The organism is Pseudomonas sp. 5.2 (assembly GCF_059025405.1).
Window position 1 is genome coordinate 300302 of sequence record NZ_JBYBHH010000004.1, and the last position, 20149, is coordinate 320450.

Here is a 20149-nt window from a genome sequence, read left to right on the forward strand (position 1 = left end):
CCACGCCGGTCGATTAACTTGCAAGGCCCGCACGGCTTACCGCCGAGCCCCTTTCAATTGAGGCTGCGCAACGCCTTTGGCGACGCGCAGCCGTAATAACTTGTCAAACAACTGCTGCCTACGAAATCGCTTCCTTTATTGAGGGTCGATCTCGTTGAACTGGCAGTACTCTTCCCACGCCATGCCCAGCGCCTCAGCGACCTCGCGATGGGTCTCCAGGCGCATGGCCTGCAGTTGCTCGGGGCTTTCGGCGATCAGTTGCAGCGCCAGCTCCCAAGGCTCGACGCCCTGCTCCTGCGCCGCATCTTCGAACGCCCACTCGATCTGCTGAGCTTGCTCACGCGCATCCAACTCGCGGATTTCTTCGAGCAGTTGCGGATTGGCTTCGGCGAAGCGCTGCAGCGCCAGGGCCTGACGGGCTTCTTTTGCAATCATGGGGTTATCCTCTGCCGACCGCGGGGCCGGTGTTTCAACCGGCTGAAATCTATCAGCTTTTATTGGGGTGTCACCAGAGGATTGCAAGGGGGTGCATGTAGATCCCACCCAAAAACCCCCACGTCAGAGACTGCGCCTACCAGGCTGTAGGAATACGCCTATACCGCGAGAGGGCTCCTGCAGGTTGAATGGAGTACCTTTTTTGGTACTATTCCATGAACAAGAAAATCATGCCACTGGAGGCTCACTTCTATCGCACCGAAGCAGGTAACGAGCCGGTACGCGATTGGCTGACCTCACTGCCCCGCACTTACAAGCACTTGATCGGCACCGAGATCAAAACAGTCCAAATCGGATGGCCAATCGGCATGCCACTCGTAAGAAAGCTTGAGAAAGACCTCTGGGAGATCAGGGTGAATCTCGTCGACACCATTGCCCGCGTGCTTTTCACCACAACAGGAAAGACGATGATCCTGCTTCACGGCTTCATCAAGAAAAGCCGAAAAACACCCACGATCGACCTGGAAACTGCCAGGCAGCGTAAAGCTGCACTAAAGAGGGATAACAGATGAACCCACACATCGGCTCCAACTTCGAAGACTTCCTGGCAGAGCAGGACCTTGCAGAAGAGGTTTCCGCAACCGCACTCAAACGCGTCATTGCCTGGCAGATAGCCGAGGCCATGAAAGCCAAAAAGATGAGCAAGAAGGCGCTGGCTGAACGCATGCACACCAGCAGAACAGCGATTGACAGAGCATTGGACCAGAACGACCCAGGTATGACACTGGCAACCCTGGCCAGCGCAGCCAGAGCCCTTGGGCAGCGTGTGGAGGTGCGACTGGTGCCAGACAAGGAACACACCCCGGCGTGAGCACGGCCTGCCCCTGACCTGCCAGGCAAAAAACACGACGAAGAGGCCGCTGCAGGCAGCCCCTTCACAAAAAGACGCCCCACCCGCCAACATGAAACGCAAAAAACAAAGGCGCCCGATCTTACGATCAAGGCGCCTTCGAAAAATATGGGGTGGACGATGGGAATCGAACCCACGACAACCGGAATCACAATCCGGCGCTCTACCAACTGAGCTACGCCCACCATATTGCGGTGTTGCGGTACAACCTTACAGAAGCATGGTGCGGACGAAGAGACTCGAACTCTTACAGCTTGCGCCGCTGGAACCTAAATCCAGTGTGTCTACCAATTTCACCACGTCCGCGTAACGCTTAAAACAAAGGCGCCAGATACTATCAAGGCGCCTCTGTAAAATATGGGGTGGACGATGGGAATCGAACCCACGACAACCGGAATCACAATCCGGCGCTCTACCAACTGAGCTACGCCCACCATATTGCGGTACATCTACTTGCTTGCCTAAGCTGCCTGATGGCGCACCCGGCAGGACTCGAACCTGCGACCATCCGCTTAGAAGGCGGATGCTCTATCCAGCTGAGCTACGGGCGCATAAGCGATCAGCCTAACCGAACGATGCTTTAGCAGAGAACCGCTAAACCACTCATTCTGCCCGACTTTGCCAACCAGTGCTAGGCAGTGCCCGACAAGTGCGGCGAATGTTATAGTCGAGGCGCAGGGTCGTCAACATCTTTCTCAAAAAAATTTAAATTATTTAAGGGGTTAGGGGATTTGCCCGACCACCCGCCTTTGCCCTCGGGCCGTGTCGTGCGAGAATGTGCCCTCTTTATTGTTTCCTTCTCGATGGTTAATCACGCGTCTATGACTGCACACCTAATCGATGGCAAGGCGATCGCCGCCAGCCTGCGCCAGCAGATCGCTCAACGTGTCGTGGAGCGTCGCCAGCAAGGCCTGCGCACCCCAGGCCTGGCTGTGATCCTGGTCGGCACCGACCCCGCCTCCCAAGTCTATGTCTCGCACAAGCGCAAGGACTGTGAAGAGGTCGGCTTCATTTCCCAGGCGTTCGACCTGCCCAGCGAAACCACGCAGCAAACCCTGACCGACCTGATCGACCGCCTCAATGATGACCCGGCTGTCGACGGTATCCTGCTGCAGCTGCCGCTGCCCGCGCACCTGGACGCCTCGCTGCTGCTCGAGCGTATTCGTCCGGACAAGGATGTCGATGGCTTCCACCCTTACAACATCGGTCGCTTGGCCCAGCGCATCCCGCTGCTGCGCCCGTGCACGCCCAAAGGCATCATGACCCTGCTCGAAAGCACCGGTCAGGACCTGTACGGCATGAACGCGGTGATCGTCGGCGCGTCCAACATCGTGGGCCGCCCCATGGCCATGGAACTGCTGCTGGCCGGCTGCACCGTCACTGTCTGCCACCGCTTCACCAAGGACCTCGCCGGCCACGTTGGCCGTGCCGACCTGGTGGTCGTGGCCGCCGGCAAGCCGGGGCTGGTCAAGGGTGAGTGGGTCAAGGAAGGCGCCATCGTCATCGACGTGGGCATCAACCGCCAGGAAGACGGCAAGCTGGTCGGCGATGTGGTCTACGAGACCGCCCTGCCGCGCGCGGGCTGGATCACCCCGGTGCCGGGTGGTGTCGGGCCGATGACCCGGGCGTGCTTGCTGGAAAACACGCTGTATGCGGCGGAAGAGCTGCATAAGTAACAAGGCGTGACATGAAAACGGCACCTTCTGCAGGTGCCGTTTTTTTTGCCTGAAGGTTTTCGGCTTGCTGCACCGGCCTCTTCGCGGGGCAAGCCCGCTCCCACAGGTTCGGCACCTGTCTTCAAGACAGCGATGAACCTGTGCGGGCTTGCCCCGCGAAGAGGCCAACGCGGTCATCAGCCGATTACTTGCGCGCTGCCTCCCACGATTTCAGCAACTCGGTGTAGCTCACCGTCTCGCCCTTGGGCTTCTCGTTAGCCAGCTTCGGCTTCGGCGCACCCGGCTGGTCGTACCAGTACTGGGCATCCTTTTCCGGATTGAGCTTCGGTGCACAGGTCGCCTGTGCGTTGGAACGCTGCAGCCGTTCCATCATGCGGTCCTGATCGCGGGCCAGGCCATCCAGCGCCTCCTGCGGGGTCTTTTCGCCACTGGCCACTTCGGCGATATGGCTCCACCACAACTGCGCCAGCCGCGGGTAATCGGGCACGTTGGTGCCGGTAGGCGTCCATTGCACCCGCGCCGGGCTGCGGTAGAACTCCACCAACCCACCCAGCTTGGGCGCCAGGTCCGTCATGGCCTGGGAGTTGATGTCCGACTCACGAATCGGCGTCAGGCCGACGATGGTCTTTTTCAGCGACACGGTCTTGGAGGTTACGAACTGCGCATACAACCAGGCGGCCAGGCGTTGCTTCTCCGGGGTGGATTTGAAGAAGGTCCACGACCCCGTGTCCTGATAGCCCAACTTCATCCCCTCCTCCCAATACGGCCCTTTCGGCGACGGCGCCATGCGCCACTTCGGCGTGCCGTCGGCATTGACCACCGGCAAGCCGGGTTTGGTCATGTCGGCGGTAAAAGCCGTGTACCAGAAGATCTGCTGGGCAATGTTGCCTTGGGCCGGCACCGGGCCCGCCTCAGAGAAGGTCATGCCCTGGGCTTCCTTGGGCGCATAGGCACGCATCCAGTCCACGTACTTCTGCGTCGCATAGACCGCCGCGGGGCCGTTTGTGTCACCGCCTCGGGTAACGCTCGAGCCCACCGGGTGGCAGTCCTCGACGCGAATCCCCCACTCGTCCACTGGCAAACCATTGGGCAGGCCTTTGTCGCCACCACCGGCCATCGAGAACCAGGCATCGGTGAAGCGCCACCCCAGCGAGGGGTCTTTCTTGCCGTAGTCCATGTGGCCGTACACGCGCTTGCCGTCGATTTCCTTGACGTCTTCGGTGAAGAATTGGGCGATGTCCTCGTAGGCCGACCAGTTCACCGGCACGCCCAGTTCATAGCCGTACTTTTCCTTGAATTTGGCTTTTAGCTCAGGCCGCTCGAACCAGTCGGCACGGAACCAGTAAAGGTTGGCGAACTGCTGGTCAGGCAGTTGGTAGACCTTGCCATCCGGCGCGGTGGTGAAGGAGATGCCGATGAAGTCTTTCAAGTCCAGCGTCGGCGAGGTGTAGGCCTTGCCCTCGTTGGCCATCAGGTCAGTGATCGACTCGACCTTGCCGTAACGAAAGTGCGTGCCGATCAGGTCCGAATCATTGACCCAGCCGTCATAGATGTTCTTATCCGACTGCATCTGTGTCTGCAGCTTCTCCACCACGTCGCCTTCCTGCAGCAGGTCGTGGGTCAGCTGGATGCCGGTGATCTCGCTGAATGCCTTGGCCAGCACCTTGGACTCGTATTCATGGGTGGTGATGGTTTCCGACACCACGTTGATCTTCATCCCACGAAACGGTTCGGCAGCCTTGATGAACCACTTGAGTTCGGCCAACTGCTGTTCAGGGGTCAGGGTCGACGGTTTGAACTCACTGCCGATCCACTTGTTCGCCGCGTCTTCGTACTGGTCGGCCCACGCCATCCCGTGCACGCTGGCCAGCACCAGCAACGCGGCCAGGGTCAAATGTCGCCGTTTATGATTGTTGTGGAACATTGTGATCTCCCGATTGAGTTATTCCCGGAGCCGTCGCTCAGCCCCAGCGCAACACCACCACGAGCCAGCCCAGCGACAGCAGCGAGGCCACCCACAAAGGCCAGTCGCTGACCCCGACTACCAGCAAGTGCAGGTAGGCGCTGGCCAGCAGGCCGATGAACAACCGGTCGCCACGGCTGGTGACGATCGGCAGGAAGCCGCGCCGCTCCACGCAGGGGCGGCGCAGTTCAAGCAGGGTCATGCACAACAGCAGCATGCCGACGGCCGCGAAGAACAGCGCCGTGGGCAAGGTCCAGGCCATCCATTCCATGTGCTCCCCTCCTCACACTCGGCCGAGGGCAAAGCCCTTGGCGACATGGTTGCGGACAAACCAGATCACCAGCATGCCGGGCAGGATGGTCAACACCCCGGCCGCCGCCAGCACGCCCCAATCTATCCCCGAAGCGGACACGGTTCGGGTCATCACCGCCGCGATAGGTTTGGCGTTCACCGAAGTCAGGGTGCGCGCCAGCAGCAGTTCGACCCAGGAAAACATGAAGCAGAAAAACGCCGTCACACCGATGCCGGAGCCGATCAGCGGGATGAAGATCTTCACGAAGAAACGCGGGAAGCTGTACCCGTCGATGTAGGCCGTTTCGTCGATCTCTTTCGGCACCCCCGACATGAAGCCTTCAAGAATCCACACCGCCAGCGGCACGTTGAACAGGCAGTGGGCCAGCGCCACGGCAATGTGCGTGTCAAACAGGCCAATCGAGGAATACAGCTGGAAAAACGGCAGCAGGAACACCGCCGGCGGTGCCATGCGGTTGGTCAACAACCAGAAAAACAGATGGCGGTCACCCAGGAAGCGATAGCGCGAGAAGGCATAGGCCGCCGGCAACGCCACCGCCAACGAAATGACTGTGTTCAGGCACACGTAGTACAGCGAGTTGATATAGCCGCTGTACCAGCTCGCATCGGTAAAGATCACCCGGTAGTTGTCCAGCGTGAATGCCTGCGGCCACAGGGTCAGGCCGCCAAGGATTTCGGTGTTGCTCTTGAACGACATGTTCAGCAGCCAGTAGATCGGCACCAGCAGGAAGAAGAAGTACAGCAACAGTGGCACTGCTTTGCGCGCGCTCATGGCCTAGTCCTTGTCGGCGTGCGTCATGGCGGTATAGAACAGCCACGACACCAGCAGGATGATCAGGAAGTACACCAGCGAAAACGCCGCGGCCGGCCCCAGGTCGAACTGCCCTACCGCCATGCGCGTGAGGGTCTGGCTGAGGAAGGTGGTGGCGTTGCCAGGCCCGCCACCGGTCAGCACGAACGGCTCGGTGTAGATCATGAAGCTGTCCATGAAACGCAACATCACCGCAATCAGCAGCACGTTCTTCAGCTTTGGCAGCTGGATATGGCGGAACACTGCCCAGGCCGAAGCCCGGTCGATGCGGGCAGCCTGGTAATAGACATCCGGGATGGCGCGCAGGCCCGAATAACACAGCAGCGCCACCAGCGACGTCCAGTGCCAGACGTCCATCACCAGCACCGTGAGCCAAGCATCGAACGGGTCGCCGGCATAGTTGTAGTTGACCCCAAGCTTGGCCAGCGTGGCACCGAGCAGGCCGATGTCGGCGCGGCCGAAGATCTGCCAGATGGTGCCGACCACGTTCCAGGGAATGAGCAGTGGAATAGCCATCACGATCAGGCAGATCGAGGCCATGCGCCCCTTGGTCGGCATCGTCAAGGCGATGGCGATGCCCAATGGAATTTCGATCAGCAGCACGCAGCCGGAATAGATGAACTGGCGCAGCAAGGCATCGTGCAAGGCCGGGTCGCGCAACACCTGGCGGTACCAGTCGGCACCGACGAAATAGCGGTTGGACTGGTCGAAGATGTCCTGCACCGAATAGTTGACCACGGTCATCATCGGCACCACGGCGCTGAACGCCACCAGCACGAACACCGGCAGTACCAACCACCACGCCTTGTTGTTGCGCACCTTGTTCATGGCCCGGCCTCCAGCAGTACATCGTCGATATACAGCATCAGCCACTGGCTCGGCAGGGTGACCCAGGCCTGCCCCGCCGGCAGCGGGCGATCCTCGCCCAGGCGCGCCTTGAGCGTGGCGCTGCCGAGCTGGAAGGTGACGATGCGGTAGGTGCCCAGGTCTTCGATATCCAGCACCTGCACGGCAAACGCGTTGTCGAGCGGGCTGTCCCAAAGCTGCACGAACTCCGGCCGGATGCCCACTTGCAGGCGCCCGCCGGTGGTTGCTGCCAAGCGTTCGCGCAGGCCTTCGGACAGCGTCAGGTGCAAGCCATCAAAACTGACGCCATCGGCTTCGGCACGCACGTCGATGAAGTTCATGCCGGGGCTGCCAATGAAGTAGCCGACAAAGGTGTGCCGCGGGCGCTCGAACAACTCGCGCGGGGTGCCGAACTGGACGATGCGCCCGCCGTGCATCACCGCGATCTTGTCAGCGAAGGTCGAAGCCTCCAACTGGTCGTGGGTGACGTAGATCATGGTGATGTTGAACTGCTCATGGATCTGCTTGAGCTTGCGTCGCAGCTTCCACTTCAGGTGCGGGTCGATCACCGTCAACGGCTCGTCGAAGAGGATCGCCGAGACGTCATCGCGCACCAGGCCACGGCCCATCGAAACCTTTTGCTTCTCGTCGGCGCTGAGGTTGCGCGCCTTCTTTTTCAGCACAGCGGACAGGTCGAGTACCTCGGCGATCTCTTCGACCCGGGCACGCACCCTGCCCTCGTCCACGCCCTGGTTTCGCAGGGGGAAGGCCAGGTTGTCGAACACCGTCATGGTGTCGTACACCACCGGAAACTGAAACACCTGGGCGATGTTGCGCGCCTGCGGCGACAGCGCGTTCACGGGCTTGCCGTCGAACAGCACGTCGCCATGGGAGGGCGTAAGCAGCCCCGAAATGATATTGAGCAAGGTCGACTTGCCGCACCCCGAAGGCCCGAGTAAGGCATAGGCGCCGCCTTGCTCCCACACATGCTCCAGCGCGTGCAGGGCGTAGTCCGCCTCCGAGGTCGGTTGTCGGCTGTAACTGTGCGCCAGCTGGCGCAGTCGGATCTCGGCCATCAGCGACTCCTCGCCTGACGCACGCCTGGAGCCTGCACCAAGGCCCCGGCAGCGTCGAAGACAAACAGCTTGTGCGTGGGGATGAACACGCGGATCGGGGTGTCCACCTGGTACTCGTGCACACCCGGCAGGTGCAGGGTCATCCGCCAGTGTTCATTGCGCACGTGAAGGAAGGTTTCCGAGCCACTGATCTCGGCCAGCTCCACCAGCACCGCCAGCTCCAGGTCATCATCATGGGTCGGCACCAGGGTGATGTGGCTGGGGCGCACGCCAAAGCGGTAGTCACCATCACCCAGGCGCTGCAGGTCGGCATTGCGGGCAAAGTGCACCGCCTGCGCCAGGCTCACCTCGTTGCCGGCGATGCGCCCAGGCACCAGGTTGATCGGCGGCTCGGAAAACAGCTCGGCGGCCAGCACGCTGCTGGGCTGCTGATAGACCGCAGCGGTCGGGCCGCTCTGCACGATGCGCCCCTCATGCAGGATCGTCGTGGTGCCGCCCAGCGCCAGCGCTTCGTTGGGTTCGGTGGTGGCGTACACGGCAATGCAATTACGCGCCGCAAACAACGCCCGCAGCTCCTGGCGCAGGCCTTCACGCAGCTTGTAATCGAGGTTGACCAAGGGCTCATCGAAGAGGATCAGCGAGGCGTCCTTGACCAGCGCCCGGGCCATCGCCGTGCGTTGCTGCTGGCCGCCGGACAGCTCCAGCGGCAACCGCTGCAGGTAGGCTTCGATGCGCAGCATCTCGGCGGTTTCCTGCACCCGCCGGCGAATTTCCGATTCGGCCAGGCGCGCCTGGCGCAGGGGCGAGGCGATGTTTTCGTACACGCTCAAGGTCGGGTAGTTGATGAACTGCTGATACACCATCGATACGTTACGCAGGCGCACCGGCACCCCGGTGACATCGTTGCCGTCCAGCAGCACATGGCCCAGGTCCGGGCGGTCGAGCCCGGCCATCAGGCGCATCAGGCTGGTCTTGCCGGCCAGGGTGCGGCCGAGCAAAACGTTGAACGAGCCCGGCTCGAAACGCAGGGACGCATCGACGATGCAGGCCTGGTTATCGACACTGCGGCTGACCTGCTCCAGCACCAAGGACATGGCGTGGCCTTTTTAGGATTGTTGTCCGCTGGGCAGAGCGAGTTTCGTGCCAGCCCAGCCTGAACGCTCTGCCGCGCGCCCTCACCGCGCAAGGTCAGCCATGGCCTGTTCACAGCTGAACACATTCGCTGGACAACTGAACACGCCAAGGTTTGACAATGAACAACGGTGGACGACACTGAACAGCGGTCGGCTGATAACAACAATCACACAGGACAGGCCCATGGCCGCATCCGCTTCGCCGCATGCCCAACTGATCCAGGCATCCTGGGCGCGTTGTCGCGACCACGGCCTGCAACCGCAAAGCCCACCCGATTTCGATTGCCTGCCGCCGGCCGAACTGAGCGCCCTGCTGGAGCGCCGCCAGGCCCTGCTGCGCCTGACACGCGATGAGGTGCTGCCGCAATACGCACACCTGCTGGGCAACGCCAGCTACCTGGTGATGCTGGCCGACGCCGGTGGCTGCCTGCTCGACAGCTGGGGTTCGCGGCGCTTCGTCGACCCGCGCCAGCGCCACGGCTTCAGTGCCGGCGCACACTGGCACGAGCGCGGCGTCGGCACCAACGCACTCGGCACGGCGCTGGTCTGCGCCGAGGCAATTCATGTGGGCCAGGATGAACACTTCCTGCGCCAGAACCGCTACCTGTGCAGCGCTGCGGCGCCGGTGTTCGATGGCGAACGGCAGCTGGTCGGCGCGCTCGATGTGGCCAGCGACGGGTACTTGCCTGCCAGCCAGACGCTCGGCCTGGTACGGATGATGGGCCAGAGCCTGGAGAACCGTTTGATACTGGCGCAGCATGCCGACCACCACGCCCAACTGCTGTTCAACAGCGCCTCCGACAACCTCGACAGCCCCTGGGCGGGCTTGCTGGTGTTCGATGAGCGCGGCCAGGTCATTGCGGCCAATCACCGGGCCGACAGCCTGCTCGGCGACAACCCGCTGCGGCAAAACCTCGAGCAACTGTTCCAAGTCCCGTTGCAGCAGTTGCTTGCCCAGCCGCCGCAACAGCCCTTCGCCTTGCAGGCCGCCGGGCGCCACCGCTTCCACTGCCAGTGGCAAGCGCCGCGCCACGGCCCCAAACGCCCGGCCCCTGGCCCTGTCGACCCACGCCTGGACAACGCCTTGGCCCAGGCCAGCCTGTTACTGGAAAAAGACATCCCGGTGTTGATCCAAGGCGAAACCGGGGTTGGCAAGGAAGTCTTCGTCGAGGCACTGCACCGCGCCAGCCGCCGCGCCGGGCAGCCGCTGATTGCAGTCAACTGCGCGGCGATCCCCGCCGAGCTGGTCGAGTCGGAGCTGTTCGGCTATGACAAAGGGGCCTTTACCGGCGCCCACCACAAGGGCAACCCCGGGCTGATCCGCAAGGCCGACCACGGCATCTTGTTTCTCGACGAAATCGGCGACATGCCGCTGCCGACCCAAGCCCGGCTGCTGCGCGTGTTGCAATCGCGCAGCATCCAGCCATTGGGCAGCGGCGAGCCGGTGACCGTGGACATCCGCGTGGTTTCGGCCAGCAACCGCGACCTGGCCGAAGCCGTGCGCAACGGGCAGTTTCGCGAAGACCTCTACTACCGCGTGGCCGGGCTGACCCTGGTGTTGCCCGCCTTGCGCGAGCGAAGTGATCGGCACGCGCTGATCGAGCAGGTGCACGCCCGGCATCTCGCCCCCGGGCAACCCCGGCAACTGCCCCCGCACATACTCGACCTGCTGTTGCACCACCCCTGGCCAGGTAACCTGCGCCAGCTCAACAGCGTAGTGCAGGTGGCGCTGGCCCTCGCTGGCAGCCAGCCCATCGGCACCGAACACTTTTCAGCGTGTTTCATTGCCCAGGCCGGCACACCTTGCGCATGCTCGCCACCCGCCCCTGCCACGGACCTGGCCAACCTGCTGCACAGCTGCGGCGGCAACATCTCATCGCTGGCACGCCTGCTCGGCATCAGCCGCACCACCCTGTACAAACGCTTGCGTGAACAGGGGCTCGAACCCGCCCACCTGCAGGGTGGGCGTTGAAGGTGCTATCAGCATACTGAAGCCGGGCTAATGCGGGTCATTACCCTCGCTGCTCCAACCTGTCAGGAGCAGCCCATGAGCCATTTGCACCCCCATCACGTAGCCCTGATTCAACAGCGCCTGCCCGGCTGGCTTCGCCAGACTTCCCCGCATCAGCGTCAGGCCCTGAAAACCCACCTGCTGCACAGCCACCGCGCCACACGTGCACTGCAGAAGGCCCTTGCCCCGCTGCAATCGGTAGAGGCGTTCTGCCGACCGTTGTTGAAGGACGCGCTCGCACACTGGTACCCCGGGGTGTCGCTGCCTCCACTCGATACCACCGTGTTGACCGAGCGCACCACGGGCCACCTGCGCAGTCGGTCCTGGCTGGAAGCTGCCCTGCAGAATCTGCAAGCGGACACGCCGGTACGCCTCTATGCCAACCAGGATGCGCCTGAACTGGAACAGCTCGACAGCGTGCGATTCGTGAAAGGCGTACGGCGCCTCGACCTTGGCCAGCGCTACCTGGACCACCTGCGCGAGCACGTCGACACCGCTGATTTTCGTGCGTTGCTGGGTGAGCAGGACCGTGCCGCCTTCGCGGTCGAATTGTTATCAGCGCGGCTGCAAGGGCATATCGACAGCCGCGGCGAAGCCTTGGGCGAGGCCGCGCTTGCCGGCGCGCGCGAGGTACAGACGCTCAGTGGGGCGATGCGCCTGCAATGTGGCTACCTGAGCCTGCTCGGTTTCCCGCTGAGTGGCGCCCTGCTGCTGCGACTCGAGCCACACGGGCAGACTGAGCCGTGCCTGCTTTACCTGCCTGGGGACACCCAAGGCACCCTGCACCAGTACTCGTCCTTGCAGGCCGTCGGCGCAGCACTCACGAAGCGGCTATGGGAGGAGCCTTTTCGTGTGTATTTCAAACGCTTTGTCAGCCACGCGCAGCAACCCGCCTTCGCCGCGCGACTAAGGCACACACTCTACCCGCGCTACCCCTACGCAGCGCTGCACCCGACCCCACCTACACTGGAGAAAGGTGAGTCCTTCAACTGGATCAACCGGCTGTTCCCCTCGCCCCACGACCTGTGGCAAGAAACCCTGGACAAGAACGCCCGCCTGCCACTGGACTTCACGCCGTGGCCCGGCGAATGCTTCACCGCTAGGGCCAGCAACCAGGTGCAAACCACCTTGGCAGATGCCGTGACACTGGCTGTGCCCACGGCGCAGTTCGACGCGGCGGCGCAAACTGCCCGGCTGCTCGGTTGGCTGGGTGTGGGGCTGACTGTACTGAATGTGGCCAGCTTTTTCGTGCCCGCCTTGGGCGAGGTGATGCTGGTGGTCGGCGGGGCGCAAATCGTGGGCGAGTTCCTCGAAGGCGTCCATGCGCTGAACGAAGGCGAAACCGAGGCCGCCATCAGCCATCTGTTCGGTGTGCTCAACAGCCTGCTGCAGGTTGCGGCACTGGGTGCCGTGCACAGCGCGGTCCAGCTGGCAGGCCCCCTTGAAAACTGGACACGCCTCCCCGGCAGAACAGGCCAGCGCCTGTGGCACGGCGACCTGCGCCCCTTCACCCGCGAGGCGCCCTGGCCGCCAGGCACCCCTGGAGCGGATGGCTTGCACCACTGGCAGGGCCAACCGTGGATCAACCTGGAGGGCAAGGCCATGCCGCTGGAAAAAGCCCCCGACAGTCGCTGGCAGCTGGCACACGCGAAAGGCCATCAACGCGCCCCTCGCCTGCTCGGCAATGGCCAGGTGCCGTGGTTGCTGGAGCACGAACAGCCCTTGGCGTGGGACGCGGCCAAACTGGTGCGGCGCATCGCCAACAGCGGCCCGGCGGTGAGTGATGAAACCCTGCTGCGCGCCCTGCGCTGCAGTGGTTTCAGCGAAGCGGCCGTACGCCGCGTGGTGGTCGATCAGGAAGCCGCCCCCGCCCTGCTGCTCGACTGTTTGCAAGCACTGGGCGCCACCGATACCCCCACAGCGGCCAGCACCGACGCCATCACGCTGCTGCTTGGCCGGGACTTCCCGTCCCTTAGCCGCAGAGCCAAGGCCGAGATCCTTGCCAATACCCGTACCAAGGACCTGGCCCTAGGCCAACGAAGGGGCCGATTGCCGCTCTCGGTAGCCGAAACAGCCCGCGCCTACCAGCACGAAGCACGCCTCGACCGCGCCCTGCTGCGCTTCTATCAGGACAGCGGCCCGGTGCAGGACCGTGATGCCCTGGCCGTGGGTATTCTGCGACGGTTACCGGGTTGGACGGGCGAAGTGCAACTCGAATTGCGAGAGGGCAACCTGCAAGGCCCACGACTGCAGGGCACTGGCGCCCAGGGACGAGCCGGCAAAACCGTGGTGCGCGATGATCGGGGCTACCAACCCTACGACGAACACGGCCAACCGCTGGCCGGCCACACGACGCTCTACCAGGCCATTCTCAACGCCCTGCCTGACAGCGAGCGCATCGCCCTTGGCTTGCAGATACATGACCCTCTGCCCTTGCGTGACGCCCTGTTCGAACAGGCCGCCGGCAACCGCACGTACGCCGCCAAGCAATTAGGTATGGCGCCTGTGCGCACCCTGTATCGGCGGCCCACACGGCTCGCGCCGGGCGGCCGTGTCGGCTACCCCCTCAGCGGCCGTGGCCGGGGCTGGCTGAATGACGACGAGCTGTTCGACACGCTGTACCCCAGCCGCCACCCCGGTGACCGCGAGTGGCTGCGCCAGCGCTTGCGCCTGGAGGCCGGTGAAAGCCCAGGCGCCTTCACCCGGCTGCTCGAACAGTTGCGCGAAGAATACCAGCGCCTGAACACCACACTGGATGGCTGGGTAAATGACACAGAAGGCCTGGCGGTGGACACCCTCGAACAACGCACCGCTGCGCGGACGGAGGCCGCACGGCGCATACGCCAGGCCTGGCGCAGGGAAGGCGTGGAGGCCGATCAGCTGGACCTGGTGCTGGAAGCCCAGGACCTGGGCGCCTTGCCGACCTTACCCACGCGCCTGGAGCACGTCCGGTGGCTGACGATCGTCGACTCACCCGATGGCGAAGCGATCAACCTCGATGGCTTCCTGCAGGCCTTCCCTGGCGTGCGTAACCTGGACCTGGCCAGCAACAGGCTGCGTTTGCTGCCTGGCGCCCTGGCTCAGATGACCGAACTGGAAACCCTGGACCTGCAGTGCAACGTCGTGGCTTTGCAGGAGGCACGCAATATCGATCTGCTGACGCACCTGCCCCGCCTGCAGCGGCTCAACCTCTCTGGCGGCCTGGAGAGCCTGCCTGTCGCCGCTCTGCAGCGGCTCGGCCAGTTGCAGCACCTGTACGCGCTGAGGGCCGACTTGAACAGGCTCGCACTGCAAACCGAACACTTCGAAGCGTTGCAAGGCTGGCCCGCGCTGACCGAATTGAGCCTGGGCTCGTGCGAAATCACCCTCACCGCAGAAAGCCGCGCGGCGCTGGGCCGCCTCAACCAGCTGCACTCGCTGCGCCTAGGGGAAAACCCCCTGCAGTTGGCACCCGACGTGACCGGCTGGCAGCACCTGCAAACCCTGGACCTCGACCATGCCGGTATCACCCAATGGCCCGAAGGCCTGCCAGGCTTGATGAACCAACGCCCACTCGTGCTGCGCTCGCTCGACCTCAGTGGCAACCGGTTGGTCGATGCACCCGAATTGCACGACACGGCGTTCGCTGAAGCGATACGCAACGGGGATGAAGGCACCTATTACGACTTCGACGACAACCCTTTCAGTGAGCAGGCCCAACGCAGCCTGTTCGGTGCAGGGCTGACGGCCATCCCAGACATGGATGCCCTGGAGGACGAGGCCTGGGTGATCGAATTGCCCCCCGAGCTTGAGGCACACCGCGAGGCCAATGCCGAAGACGCTGAGTGGGCGCCCGTGTACCGCCTGGCCGAACGCATGGCGCAAACGCCGGAGTACCTGGCTAACCCGGTGCGCACGCGTGAGCGCATCGTGCATGTACTGCGCACGCTCACCCGCGAAGACGTCGGTGACGCGGGCTGGGGCCTCGCCGAGCTGCGTGAGCAAGTACTCACCGAGATCAACGACGCAGCCGAGGCCTGCGTGGACCAGGCCAGCCTGCTGTTCCAGCGGGTCGAAACGCAGGTGTCGGTATGGCGTAGCGTGGCCGCCGCGCACCCCGGCGCCACCGACGAAGCGGTCGCTGTGTCCGTCGCCACTGGCCTGGCCCGCCAGGGCCGCCTGGATGAACGCATAGGCGCCCTGTACAACGCTCGCCGGGCACGCCGGCAGGCCTTGAACGATGCGCAAAACGACAGCGAACGCCAGACCGCACCAGCCCTGGTGGCGGAAGACGACTTGAGCGATGCGCACCTGAGCGACCCGCGAACCCCGCCCGACGAAATTGAAATCGCCCTGGTCGCACGCATCGCCCTGCGCGAACGCCTGGGCCTGCCCGAACAACCTGGGCAGATCGCCTTCGGCTACCTGGCGCAACTGAGCGAGACCACCCTGCAACGCCTGGCCCTGGCAGTCGAAACTGAGGCGGATGCTGCCTTCCTGGCACGCTGGGCGAGCGAGCAACCCTTCTGGCGCGCCTGGGTTCGGCGGCTACGGCCTGAGCCATTCGAAACGCTCGCACGTGACTGGGAGGCTGCTTCGGAGTACTACACCGAGTTGAGTGAACCCACCACCGCGCCGGGTGCCTACCGCGGGCCCGCTGTTCCGTTGGCGTTCATCACCGCGCTGGAGCGCGAGACCCACACCGTACCGGGGCTGGCATGGCGGGTGGAGGGCAGCTTGCAGCGCATCGACCTGGTGTCGGGGCGCTACAGAGGCGAAGACGAGCTTTACGCGCTGGCTGGCCGCCTGCTGCTCAGCACCCGCCAGCAGGCGCGAGACCAGCTCTACCGGCAGTTGACCCAGGCTCTGTTCCAGGCCGGCTGACGTACAGCGGGTGGCAGGCCCCCTGCAGGGCGTGTCGCCCGCAGCCGATTCGGCTGCAAGCGCTTCGACTTCAGCCTTTAACGCTGCGCCATTGCTCAGGCTGCCGATACCCCTGCGCCCAGGCCAGCACTTCACTCGCCGGCATCGGCCTGGCGATGAAGTACCCCTGCGCCAGCTCGCAACCCAGTGCCATCAGCACCCGCCCATGCTCGACACTCTCCAGGCCTTCGGCAACCACCTCGCGGCCAAACGCACGCGCCAGCCCGATCACCGCCCCGGTCAGGGCCAGATCATCCTGGTCATGGAGAATGTCGCGCACGAACGACTTGTCGATCTTGATGGTCTGGGTCGGCAAGCGCTTGAGGTAGCTCAGCGACGAATAGCCGGTGCCGAAATCGTCCAGCGAAAAGCGCACGCCCAAGGCCCGGCAAGCATCCAGGCACCGGCTGACATGCTGCAGGTTGTCGATGGCCACCGACTCGACGATTTCCAGGTCCAGCCGTGCCGGGTCAACCCCGGGGTGCTCCGCCAGCAACTGTTCCAGGCGTTCGACGAAATCACTGCGCTGCAAATGGCGCGCAGCAATGTTGACACTCACCGACCACGGCTGCCCCTGCCCTTGCCAGGCCTGCAACTGGCTCAGCGCCTGGTGGATCACCCATTCGCCAATTTCGGTGATCAGGTCGGTTTGTTCCACCAACGGCAGGAACTCGCCCGGCGGCACCAGGCCACGCCCCGGCCGTTGCCAGCGCAGCAACGCCTCGAAACCCAGCACCTCGCCGCTGCGCAGGTTGACCTTGGGCTGGTAGTACAGGCACAGCTCGCGATTGCGCAGTGCCCGACGCACCCGTGTCACGGTCTGGTGGGTGGCCTTGAGTTCCTGCTCCTGGGACACATCGAACACGTGGTAACGGTTGCGCCCACGCTGCTTGGCCACATACATGGCCTGGTCGGCGTGGCGCACCAGGGTATCGGCGTCCTCATCGTCGAGCGGGTACAGCGTGACGCCAATACTGGCGCTCAGCGAGAGGGTGTGCTCGCGCACCACATAGGTGGCCGCCAGCGCCCGCAGCACCCGGCGCAGGGCCGCATGCAACTGGCGGTCGTCGCTGACATTGCGCAGGATCAGCACAAACTCGTCACCCGACAACCGGGCCACGGCATCCCCCCCGCGCAAGATGCCCTTCAGGCGCTGCGCCACTTCGACCAGCAACAGGTCGCCGGTGGCATGCCCGTAGCCATCGTTGACCGCCTTGAAGCCATCCAGGTCGAGCATGCACACCGCCAGCGGGATGTCTTCACGGCGCGAGAACGCCAGTGCCTGGTTGAGCAGGTCGGACAGGTAGGCGCGGTTGGGCAGCCCGGTCAGCACATCGTGCCCCACCCGCCATTGCAAGGTATGCAGCAATTGGCGCTTCTCGGTGACGTCGAAGCGGATCGACACATACTTGCGCACCTTGCCGGTCATTGGGTCGACCAGTGGCACCATGGTGCTGTCGACCCAGTACAGCGAACCGTCCTTGGCGCGGTTGCAGATCTCGCCCTTCCACACCTTGCCCGCCGTCAGCGCCCGCCACATGCCTAGGAAGAATTCCGGCTCGTGCAGGCCGGAATTCAGAATGCGGTGGTTGGCGCCCAGCAGTTCGTCGCGGCTGTAACCGGAGATGCTGCAGAACTGCTGGTTGACGTAAGTGATGCAGCCACGCAGGTCGGTTTCGGAAAAGATCGCGGCCGCGTCCACGGCCGCGCGATAGTTATCGTCCATAAGCATCCTGCCCTAACGGTTGAAGCGCTCCACGAGGGCGCGCAATCCGGCGCACACCTCCTCCAGCTCGGCACCGCGCGAGGCGGCCGCGTTGGCGCTATGGGCGCTGTGCTGGGCAATGCCCGCCACACCGTTGATCTGCCGCGACACCTCTTCAGCCACGGCAGACTGCTGCTGCGAGGCTGTGGCCATCTGCTGGCTCATGCCGCTGATGCGTTGCACCGCTTCACGAATACCGTGCAGCGCCTGTTGGGCCTCCTGCACCTGGGCAACGCCCTGCTCGGCGCCCTGAATGCCTTGGCTGGCAATGGCCACGGCTTCTTCGGCACCGCTGCGCAGGCCATCGATGATGGCCTGGATATGCAACGTCGACTGCCGGGTCTTGTCGGCCAGCGCCCGCACCTCATCGGCCACCACGGCAAAGCCGCGGCCCTGTTCACCGGCACGGGCGGCCTCGATGGCGGCATTGAGCGCCAGCAGGTTGGTTTGCTCGGCAATGCCCCGGATCATCCCCGCCGCCTCGGCGATGGCACCGGTCTGACCAGCTAGGTGGGTGACCGCTTGGTTGATCTGGTCCACGGTGCCGGCCAGGGCGCGAATCGCCGTGCCACTGGCATCGGCCACGCGGCTGCCCTGCTCGGCCAGCAGGTGCGCGGTATGCGCCTCGGCGGCGGTGAGTTGCACATGGTTGACCACCTCGCCGATCGAGGCGGTCATCTCGGTCATCGCGGTTGCGCTCAGGTCGGTTTCGGCGCGCTGCTCCAGCAGGGCCGTTTCGGTACCACGCGACAGACGCCCGGCATCGTGCGCGGCTACCGCCATCTGCGTGGCCAGGTCGCTGAGCCGGGTCAACGCGGTTTTCAGGCGCGCCTCTTCACCGATCAGAATCAGCTGCAGTTGCCCGGCAGCGCCCGGCAGGTCGCTGTAGGTCAGCGCAGCGGTGGGGTCGGCGAAGGTGCCTTCGGCGCCCTGGATAACCCGCCGCAACTGGCGGCCCAGGTCGTTGCGCATCCACAGGCCATAGGCCGCGAACAACGCAAGGGTTAGGCCCTGCCCTGGCCAGCCTGGCCAGAACTGGTTGGCGCTCACCGCCAACACACCACCCAGCAGCGGCAAGGCCATGGCCTGGCCCAGCAACGCCAGGCGGCGGCCGTACGACAGCGGCGCCTGGCCCTGGCGCAGTCGCGCATACAGGGCCTCGGCACGGCTGACTTGTTCGCGGGTCGGGCAGACCCGTACCGATTCGTAGCCGATCACCCGGCCGTCTTCAAGGATCGGCGTGACGTAGGCATTGACCCAGTAGAAGTCGCCATTGCGGCAGCGGTTCTTGACGATGCCCATCCAGCTTTTGCCGGCTTTGAGGTAGCGCCACATCAATGCGTACACCGCTGGCGGCATGTCGGGGTGGCGCACCAGGTTGTGCGGGCTGCCGATCAACTCGGCCTCGCTGTAACCGCTGATGGCGGCAAATTCGGGGTTGCAGTAGGTAATGTGGCTGGCGGTGTCGGTGGCGGAAATCAGCCGCTGACCCGAGGGGAAACGTTGCTCGACCGGGGTTACCGGGAGATTGAGACGCACGATGAGACTCCATTCACTGACGAACCGGCACCCTGCCCATCGACGACCATCGGAACCGATACGCAGCGATCCGCTCCAATGTGCACATGCGCTTCCAGCCATACCGGCATGAGGCCGAATGACACTGGAAACTCGACGATGACTGTCCGGTCAAGCCGCGAATTCTACGAAATTCATCACATAAATCAAATAAAGGTGATCGATCATGGCGTTGCGCCATGCGGATAGATATCGTTAAGTTCTTGATTCTAAATGGGAATTAAGTGATGACGAGATCAGCTCTGGGTTTTGCCCTGCGCCGCTACCGCAAGCTGGCGGGTCTGACCCAGGCACAATTCGCCGAGCGAACCGGCTTCGACCCCAAGACCATCAGCCGTTTCGAGACCGGCGCCTATACCCCCAGCGTCGATGCGCTCATGGCCTTCGCAGGCGTACTGGGTGTCAAACCCAAGGACTTCTTCGCCGAACCGGACGACGAAGAGGAACAGCGCGCCTATCTGTTCGGTGTCATCCACAACGCCCCGCCCAAAGATCTTGGCAAGCTGATTGCAGCAGTGGACCAGGCGTTGGCCAAGCCCTGACCTGATTCATCGGTTTACCTGGGGGCGCTGTTCAGCCCCGATAAATGGCATGCACCGAATTAGAGCCTGGCAGGGCCAATTGCCCCACAACTGGTCAGACCGGTAAGGCCAAAATCACTTGCAATGTAGGATTTTTCGCGCTTTTATGGCCTCGCGCTGAACAAACCGGTAAGACCACAATAATTAAGT

Annotated in this window: 15 protein-coding genes, 4 tRNA genes and 1 pseudogene; 6 read left to right on the forward strand and 14 right to left on the reverse strand. The window is 63.5% G+C overall.

What is annotated here, in order from left to right:
• Positions 1–135 precede the first annotated feature (135 nt).
• A complete protein-coding gene (locus AC5PZ0_RS09045) occupies positions 136–435 on the reverse strand; it encodes a DUF6388 family protein (protein ID WP_238210583.1) in 300 nt (99 codons plus the stop codon).
• Positions 436–650: 215 nt separating this feature from the next.
• Between AC5PZ0_RS09045 and AC5PZ0_RS09050 the strand changes: the two genes are divergently transcribed.
• Positions 651–1007 (forward strand): type II toxin-antitoxin system RelE/ParE family toxin, encoded by a 357-nt coding sequence (locus tag AC5PZ0_RS09050; protein WP_454244166.1) that lies wholly within the window; start codon positions 651–653, stop codon positions 1005–1007.
• Positions 1004–1306, forward strand: coding sequence for a helix-turn-helix domain-containing protein (locus AC5PZ0_RS09055; RefSeq protein WP_027593956.1), 303 nt, complete (start codon positions 1004–1006; stop codon positions 1304–1306). The genes AC5PZ0_RS09050 and AC5PZ0_RS09055 overlap by 4 nt, the downstream gene beginning before the upstream one ends.
• Positions 1307–1454: 148 nt before the next feature.
• Here the strand turns inward: AC5PZ0_RS09055 and AC5PZ0_RS09060 are convergent.
• The 4 genes from AC5PZ0_RS09060 to AC5PZ0_RS09075 form a co-directional block, all read right to left on the reverse strand.
• Positions 1455–1530, reverse strand: a tRNA-His gene (locus tag AC5PZ0_RS09060).
• A 36-nt stretch (positions 1531–1566) separates the two neighbouring features.
• Positions 1567–1651: transfer RNA gene (locus tag AC5PZ0_RS09065), tRNA-Leu, on the reverse strand.
• 52 nt (positions 1652–1703) lie between these two features.
• Positions 1704–1779: transfer RNA gene (locus AC5PZ0_RS09070), tRNA-His, on the reverse strand.
• Positions 1780–1819: 40 nt separating this feature from the next.
• Positions 1820–1896: transfer RNA gene (locus AC5PZ0_RS09075), tRNA-Arg, on the reverse strand.
• Between the two features lie 270 nt (positions 1897–2166).
• Here AC5PZ0_RS09075 and folD point away from each other — a divergent pair.
• Complete coding sequence (folD, locus tag AC5PZ0_RS09080; protein WP_027593957.1) at positions 2167–3021, forward strand: bifunctional methylenetetrahydrofolate dehydrogenase/methenyltetrahydrofolate cyclohydrolase FolD; 855 nt, start codon at positions 2167–2169, stop codon at positions 3019–3021.
• 184 nt (positions 3022–3205) lie between these two features.
• Here folD and AC5PZ0_RS09085 read toward each other — a convergent pair whose 3' ends face one another.
• Genes AC5PZ0_RS09085 through AC5PZ0_RS09110 form a run of 6 tightly spaced genes read right to left on the reverse strand, consistent with a single transcriptional unit; the run spans position 3206 to position 9123 of the window.
• Positions 3206–4945 (reverse strand): ABC transporter substrate-binding protein, encoded by a 1740-nt coding sequence (locus AC5PZ0_RS09085; protein WP_027593958.1) that lies wholly within the window; start codon positions 4943–4945, stop codon positions 3206–3208.
• A 37-nt stretch (positions 4946–4982) separates the two neighbouring features.
• Positions 4983–5255, reverse strand: a complete 273-nt coding sequence (locus tag AC5PZ0_RS09090; RefSeq protein WP_027593959.1) for a DUF2160 domain-containing protein — start codon at positions 5253–5255, stop codon at positions 4983–4985.
• A 12-nt stretch (positions 5256–5267) separates the two neighbouring features.
• A complete protein-coding gene (locus tag AC5PZ0_RS09095; protein ID WP_027593960.1) occupies positions 5268–6068 on the reverse strand; it encodes a carbohydrate ABC transporter permease in 801 nt (266 codons plus the stop codon).
• Positions 6069–6071: 3 nt separating this feature from the next.
• Complete coding sequence (locus AC5PZ0_RS09100; protein ID WP_027593961.1) at positions 6072–6935, reverse strand: carbohydrate ABC transporter permease; 864 nt, start codon at positions 6933–6935, stop codon at positions 6072–6074.
• Positions 6932–8029 (reverse strand): ABC transporter ATP-binding protein, encoded by a 1098-nt coding sequence (locus tag AC5PZ0_RS09105; RefSeq protein WP_493854728.1) that lies wholly within the window; start codon positions 8027–8029, stop codon positions 6932–6934. Before AC5PZ0_RS09105 ends, AC5PZ0_RS09100 begins: the two co-directional genes overlap by 4 nt.
• The gene (locus AC5PZ0_RS09110; RefSeq protein ID WP_493854729.1) at positions 8029–9123 is read right to left on the reverse strand and encodes an ABC transporter ATP-binding protein; all 1095 of its coding nucleotides are present in this window, start codon (positions 9121–9123) and stop codon (positions 8029–8031) included. Before AC5PZ0_RS09110 ends, AC5PZ0_RS09105 begins: the two co-directional genes overlap by 1 nt.
• Positions 9124–9346: 223 nt before the next feature.
• Between AC5PZ0_RS09110 and AC5PZ0_RS09115 the strand changes: the two genes are divergently transcribed.
• Together AC5PZ0_RS09115 and AC5PZ0_RS09120 are read left to right on the forward strand one after the other, a co-directional pair.
• The gene (locus AC5PZ0_RS09115; protein WP_493854730.1) at positions 9347–11134 is read left to right on the forward strand and encodes a sigma-54-dependent Fis family transcriptional regulator; all 1788 of its coding nucleotides are present in this window, start codon (positions 9347–9349) and stop codon (positions 11132–11134) included.
• A 75-nt stretch (positions 11135–11209) separates the two neighbouring features.
• Entirely contained in the window at positions 11210–16036 is a 4827-nt protein-coding gene (locus tag AC5PZ0_RS09120) for a dermonecrotic toxin domain-containing protein (RefSeq protein ID WP_493854731.1), read from the forward strand.
• 70 nt (positions 16037–16106) lie between these two features.
• Here AC5PZ0_RS09120 and AC5PZ0_RS09125 read toward each other — a convergent pair whose 3' ends face one another.
• From AC5PZ0_RS09125 to AC5PZ0_RS09135, 3 genes and pseudogenes are all read right to left on the reverse strand, one after another.
• Positions 16107–17801 carry a putative bifunctional diguanylate cyclase/phosphodiesterase gene (locus AC5PZ0_RS09125; RefSeq protein WP_493854732.1) on the reverse strand — a complete coding sequence of 565 codons (1695 nt, stop codon included), beginning with the start codon at positions 17799–17801 and terminating at the stop codon, positions 16107–16109.
• 12 nt (positions 17802–17813) lie between these two features.
• Positions 17814–18923: a methyl-accepting chemotaxis protein gene (locus AC5PZ0_RS09130; protein WP_493854782.1), complete on the reverse strand. Its 1110-nt coding sequence runs from the start codon at positions 18921–18923 to the stop codon at positions 17814–17816.
• Positions 18924–19049: 126 nt separating this feature from the next.
• A pseudogene (locus AC5PZ0_RS09135) lies at positions 19050–19481 on the reverse strand (PAS domain-containing protein); the annotation flags it as partial.
• A gap of 164 nt (positions 19482–19645) precedes the next feature.
• Here AC5PZ0_RS09135 and AC5PZ0_RS09140 point away from each other — a divergent pair.
• On the forward strand, positions 19646–19960 hold the full coding sequence (locus AC5PZ0_RS09140; RefSeq protein WP_027593967.1) for a helix-turn-helix domain-containing protein: 315 nt from the start codon (positions 19646–19648) through the stop codon (positions 19958–19960).
• The last annotated feature ends 189 nt before the right edge of the window (positions 19961–20149 follow it).

Bases quoted from the DNA above. Each gene is read 5' to 3' on its own strand.
- AC5PZ0_RS09055 (WP_027593956.1), top strand. From the start codon at position 1,004: ATGAACCCACACATCGGCTCCAACTTCGAAGACTTCCTGGCAGAGCAG.
- AC5PZ0_RS09090 (WP_027593959.1), bottom strand. From the start codon at position 5,255: ATGGAATGGATGGCCTGGACCTTGCCCACGGCGCTGTTCTTCGCGGCC.
- AC5PZ0_RS09050 (WP_454244166.1), top strand. From the start codon at position 651: ATGAACAAGAAAATCATGCCACTGGAGGCTCACTTCTATCGCACCGAA.
- AC5PZ0_RS09045 (WP_238210583.1), bottom strand. From the start codon at position 435: ATGATTGCAAAAGAAGCCCGTCAGGCCCTGGCGCTGCAGCGCTTCGCC.
- AC5PZ0_RS09110 (WP_493854729.1), bottom strand. From the start codon at position 9,123: ATGTCCTTGGTGCTGGAGCAGGTCAGCCGCAGTGTCGATAACCAGGCC.
- AC5PZ0_RS09125 (WP_493854732.1), bottom strand. From the start codon at position 17,801: ATGGACGATAACTATCGCGCGGCCGTGGACGCGGCCGCGATCTTTTCC.
- folD (WP_027593957.1), top strand. From the start codon at position 2,167: ATGACTGCACACCTAATCGATGGCAAGGCGATCGCCGCCAGCCTGCGC.
- AC5PZ0_RS09105 (WP_493854728.1), bottom strand. From the start codon at position 8,029: ATGGCCGAGATCCGACTGCGCCAGCTGGCGCACAGTTACAGCCGACAA.
- AC5PZ0_RS09130 (WP_493854782.1), bottom strand. From the start codon at position 18,923: ATGGCCTTGCCGCTGCTGGGTGGTGTGTTGGCGGTGAGCGCCAACCAG.
- AC5PZ0_RS09100 (WP_027593961.1), bottom strand. From the start codon at position 6,935: ATGAACAAGGTGCGCAACAACAAGGCGTGGTGGTTGGTACTGCCGGTG.
- AC5PZ0_RS09095 (WP_027593960.1), bottom strand. From the start codon at position 6,068: ATGAGCGCGCGCAAAGCAGTGCCACTGTTGCTGTACTTCTTCTTCCTG.
- AC5PZ0_RS09115 (WP_493854730.1), top strand. From the start codon at position 9,347: ATGGCCGCATCCGCTTCGCCGCATGCCCAACTGATCCAGGCATCCTGG.
- AC5PZ0_RS09120 (WP_493854731.1), top strand. From the start codon at position 11,210: ATGAGCCATTTGCACCCCCATCACGTAGCCCTGATTCAACAGCGCCTG.
- AC5PZ0_RS09085 (WP_027593958.1), bottom strand. From the start codon at position 4,945: ATGTTCCACAACAATCATAAACGGCGACATTTGACCCTGGCCGCGTTG.
- AC5PZ0_RS09140 (WP_027593967.1), top strand. From the start codon at position 19,646: ATGACGAGATCAGCTCTGGGTTTTGCCCTGCGCCGCTACCGCAAGCTG.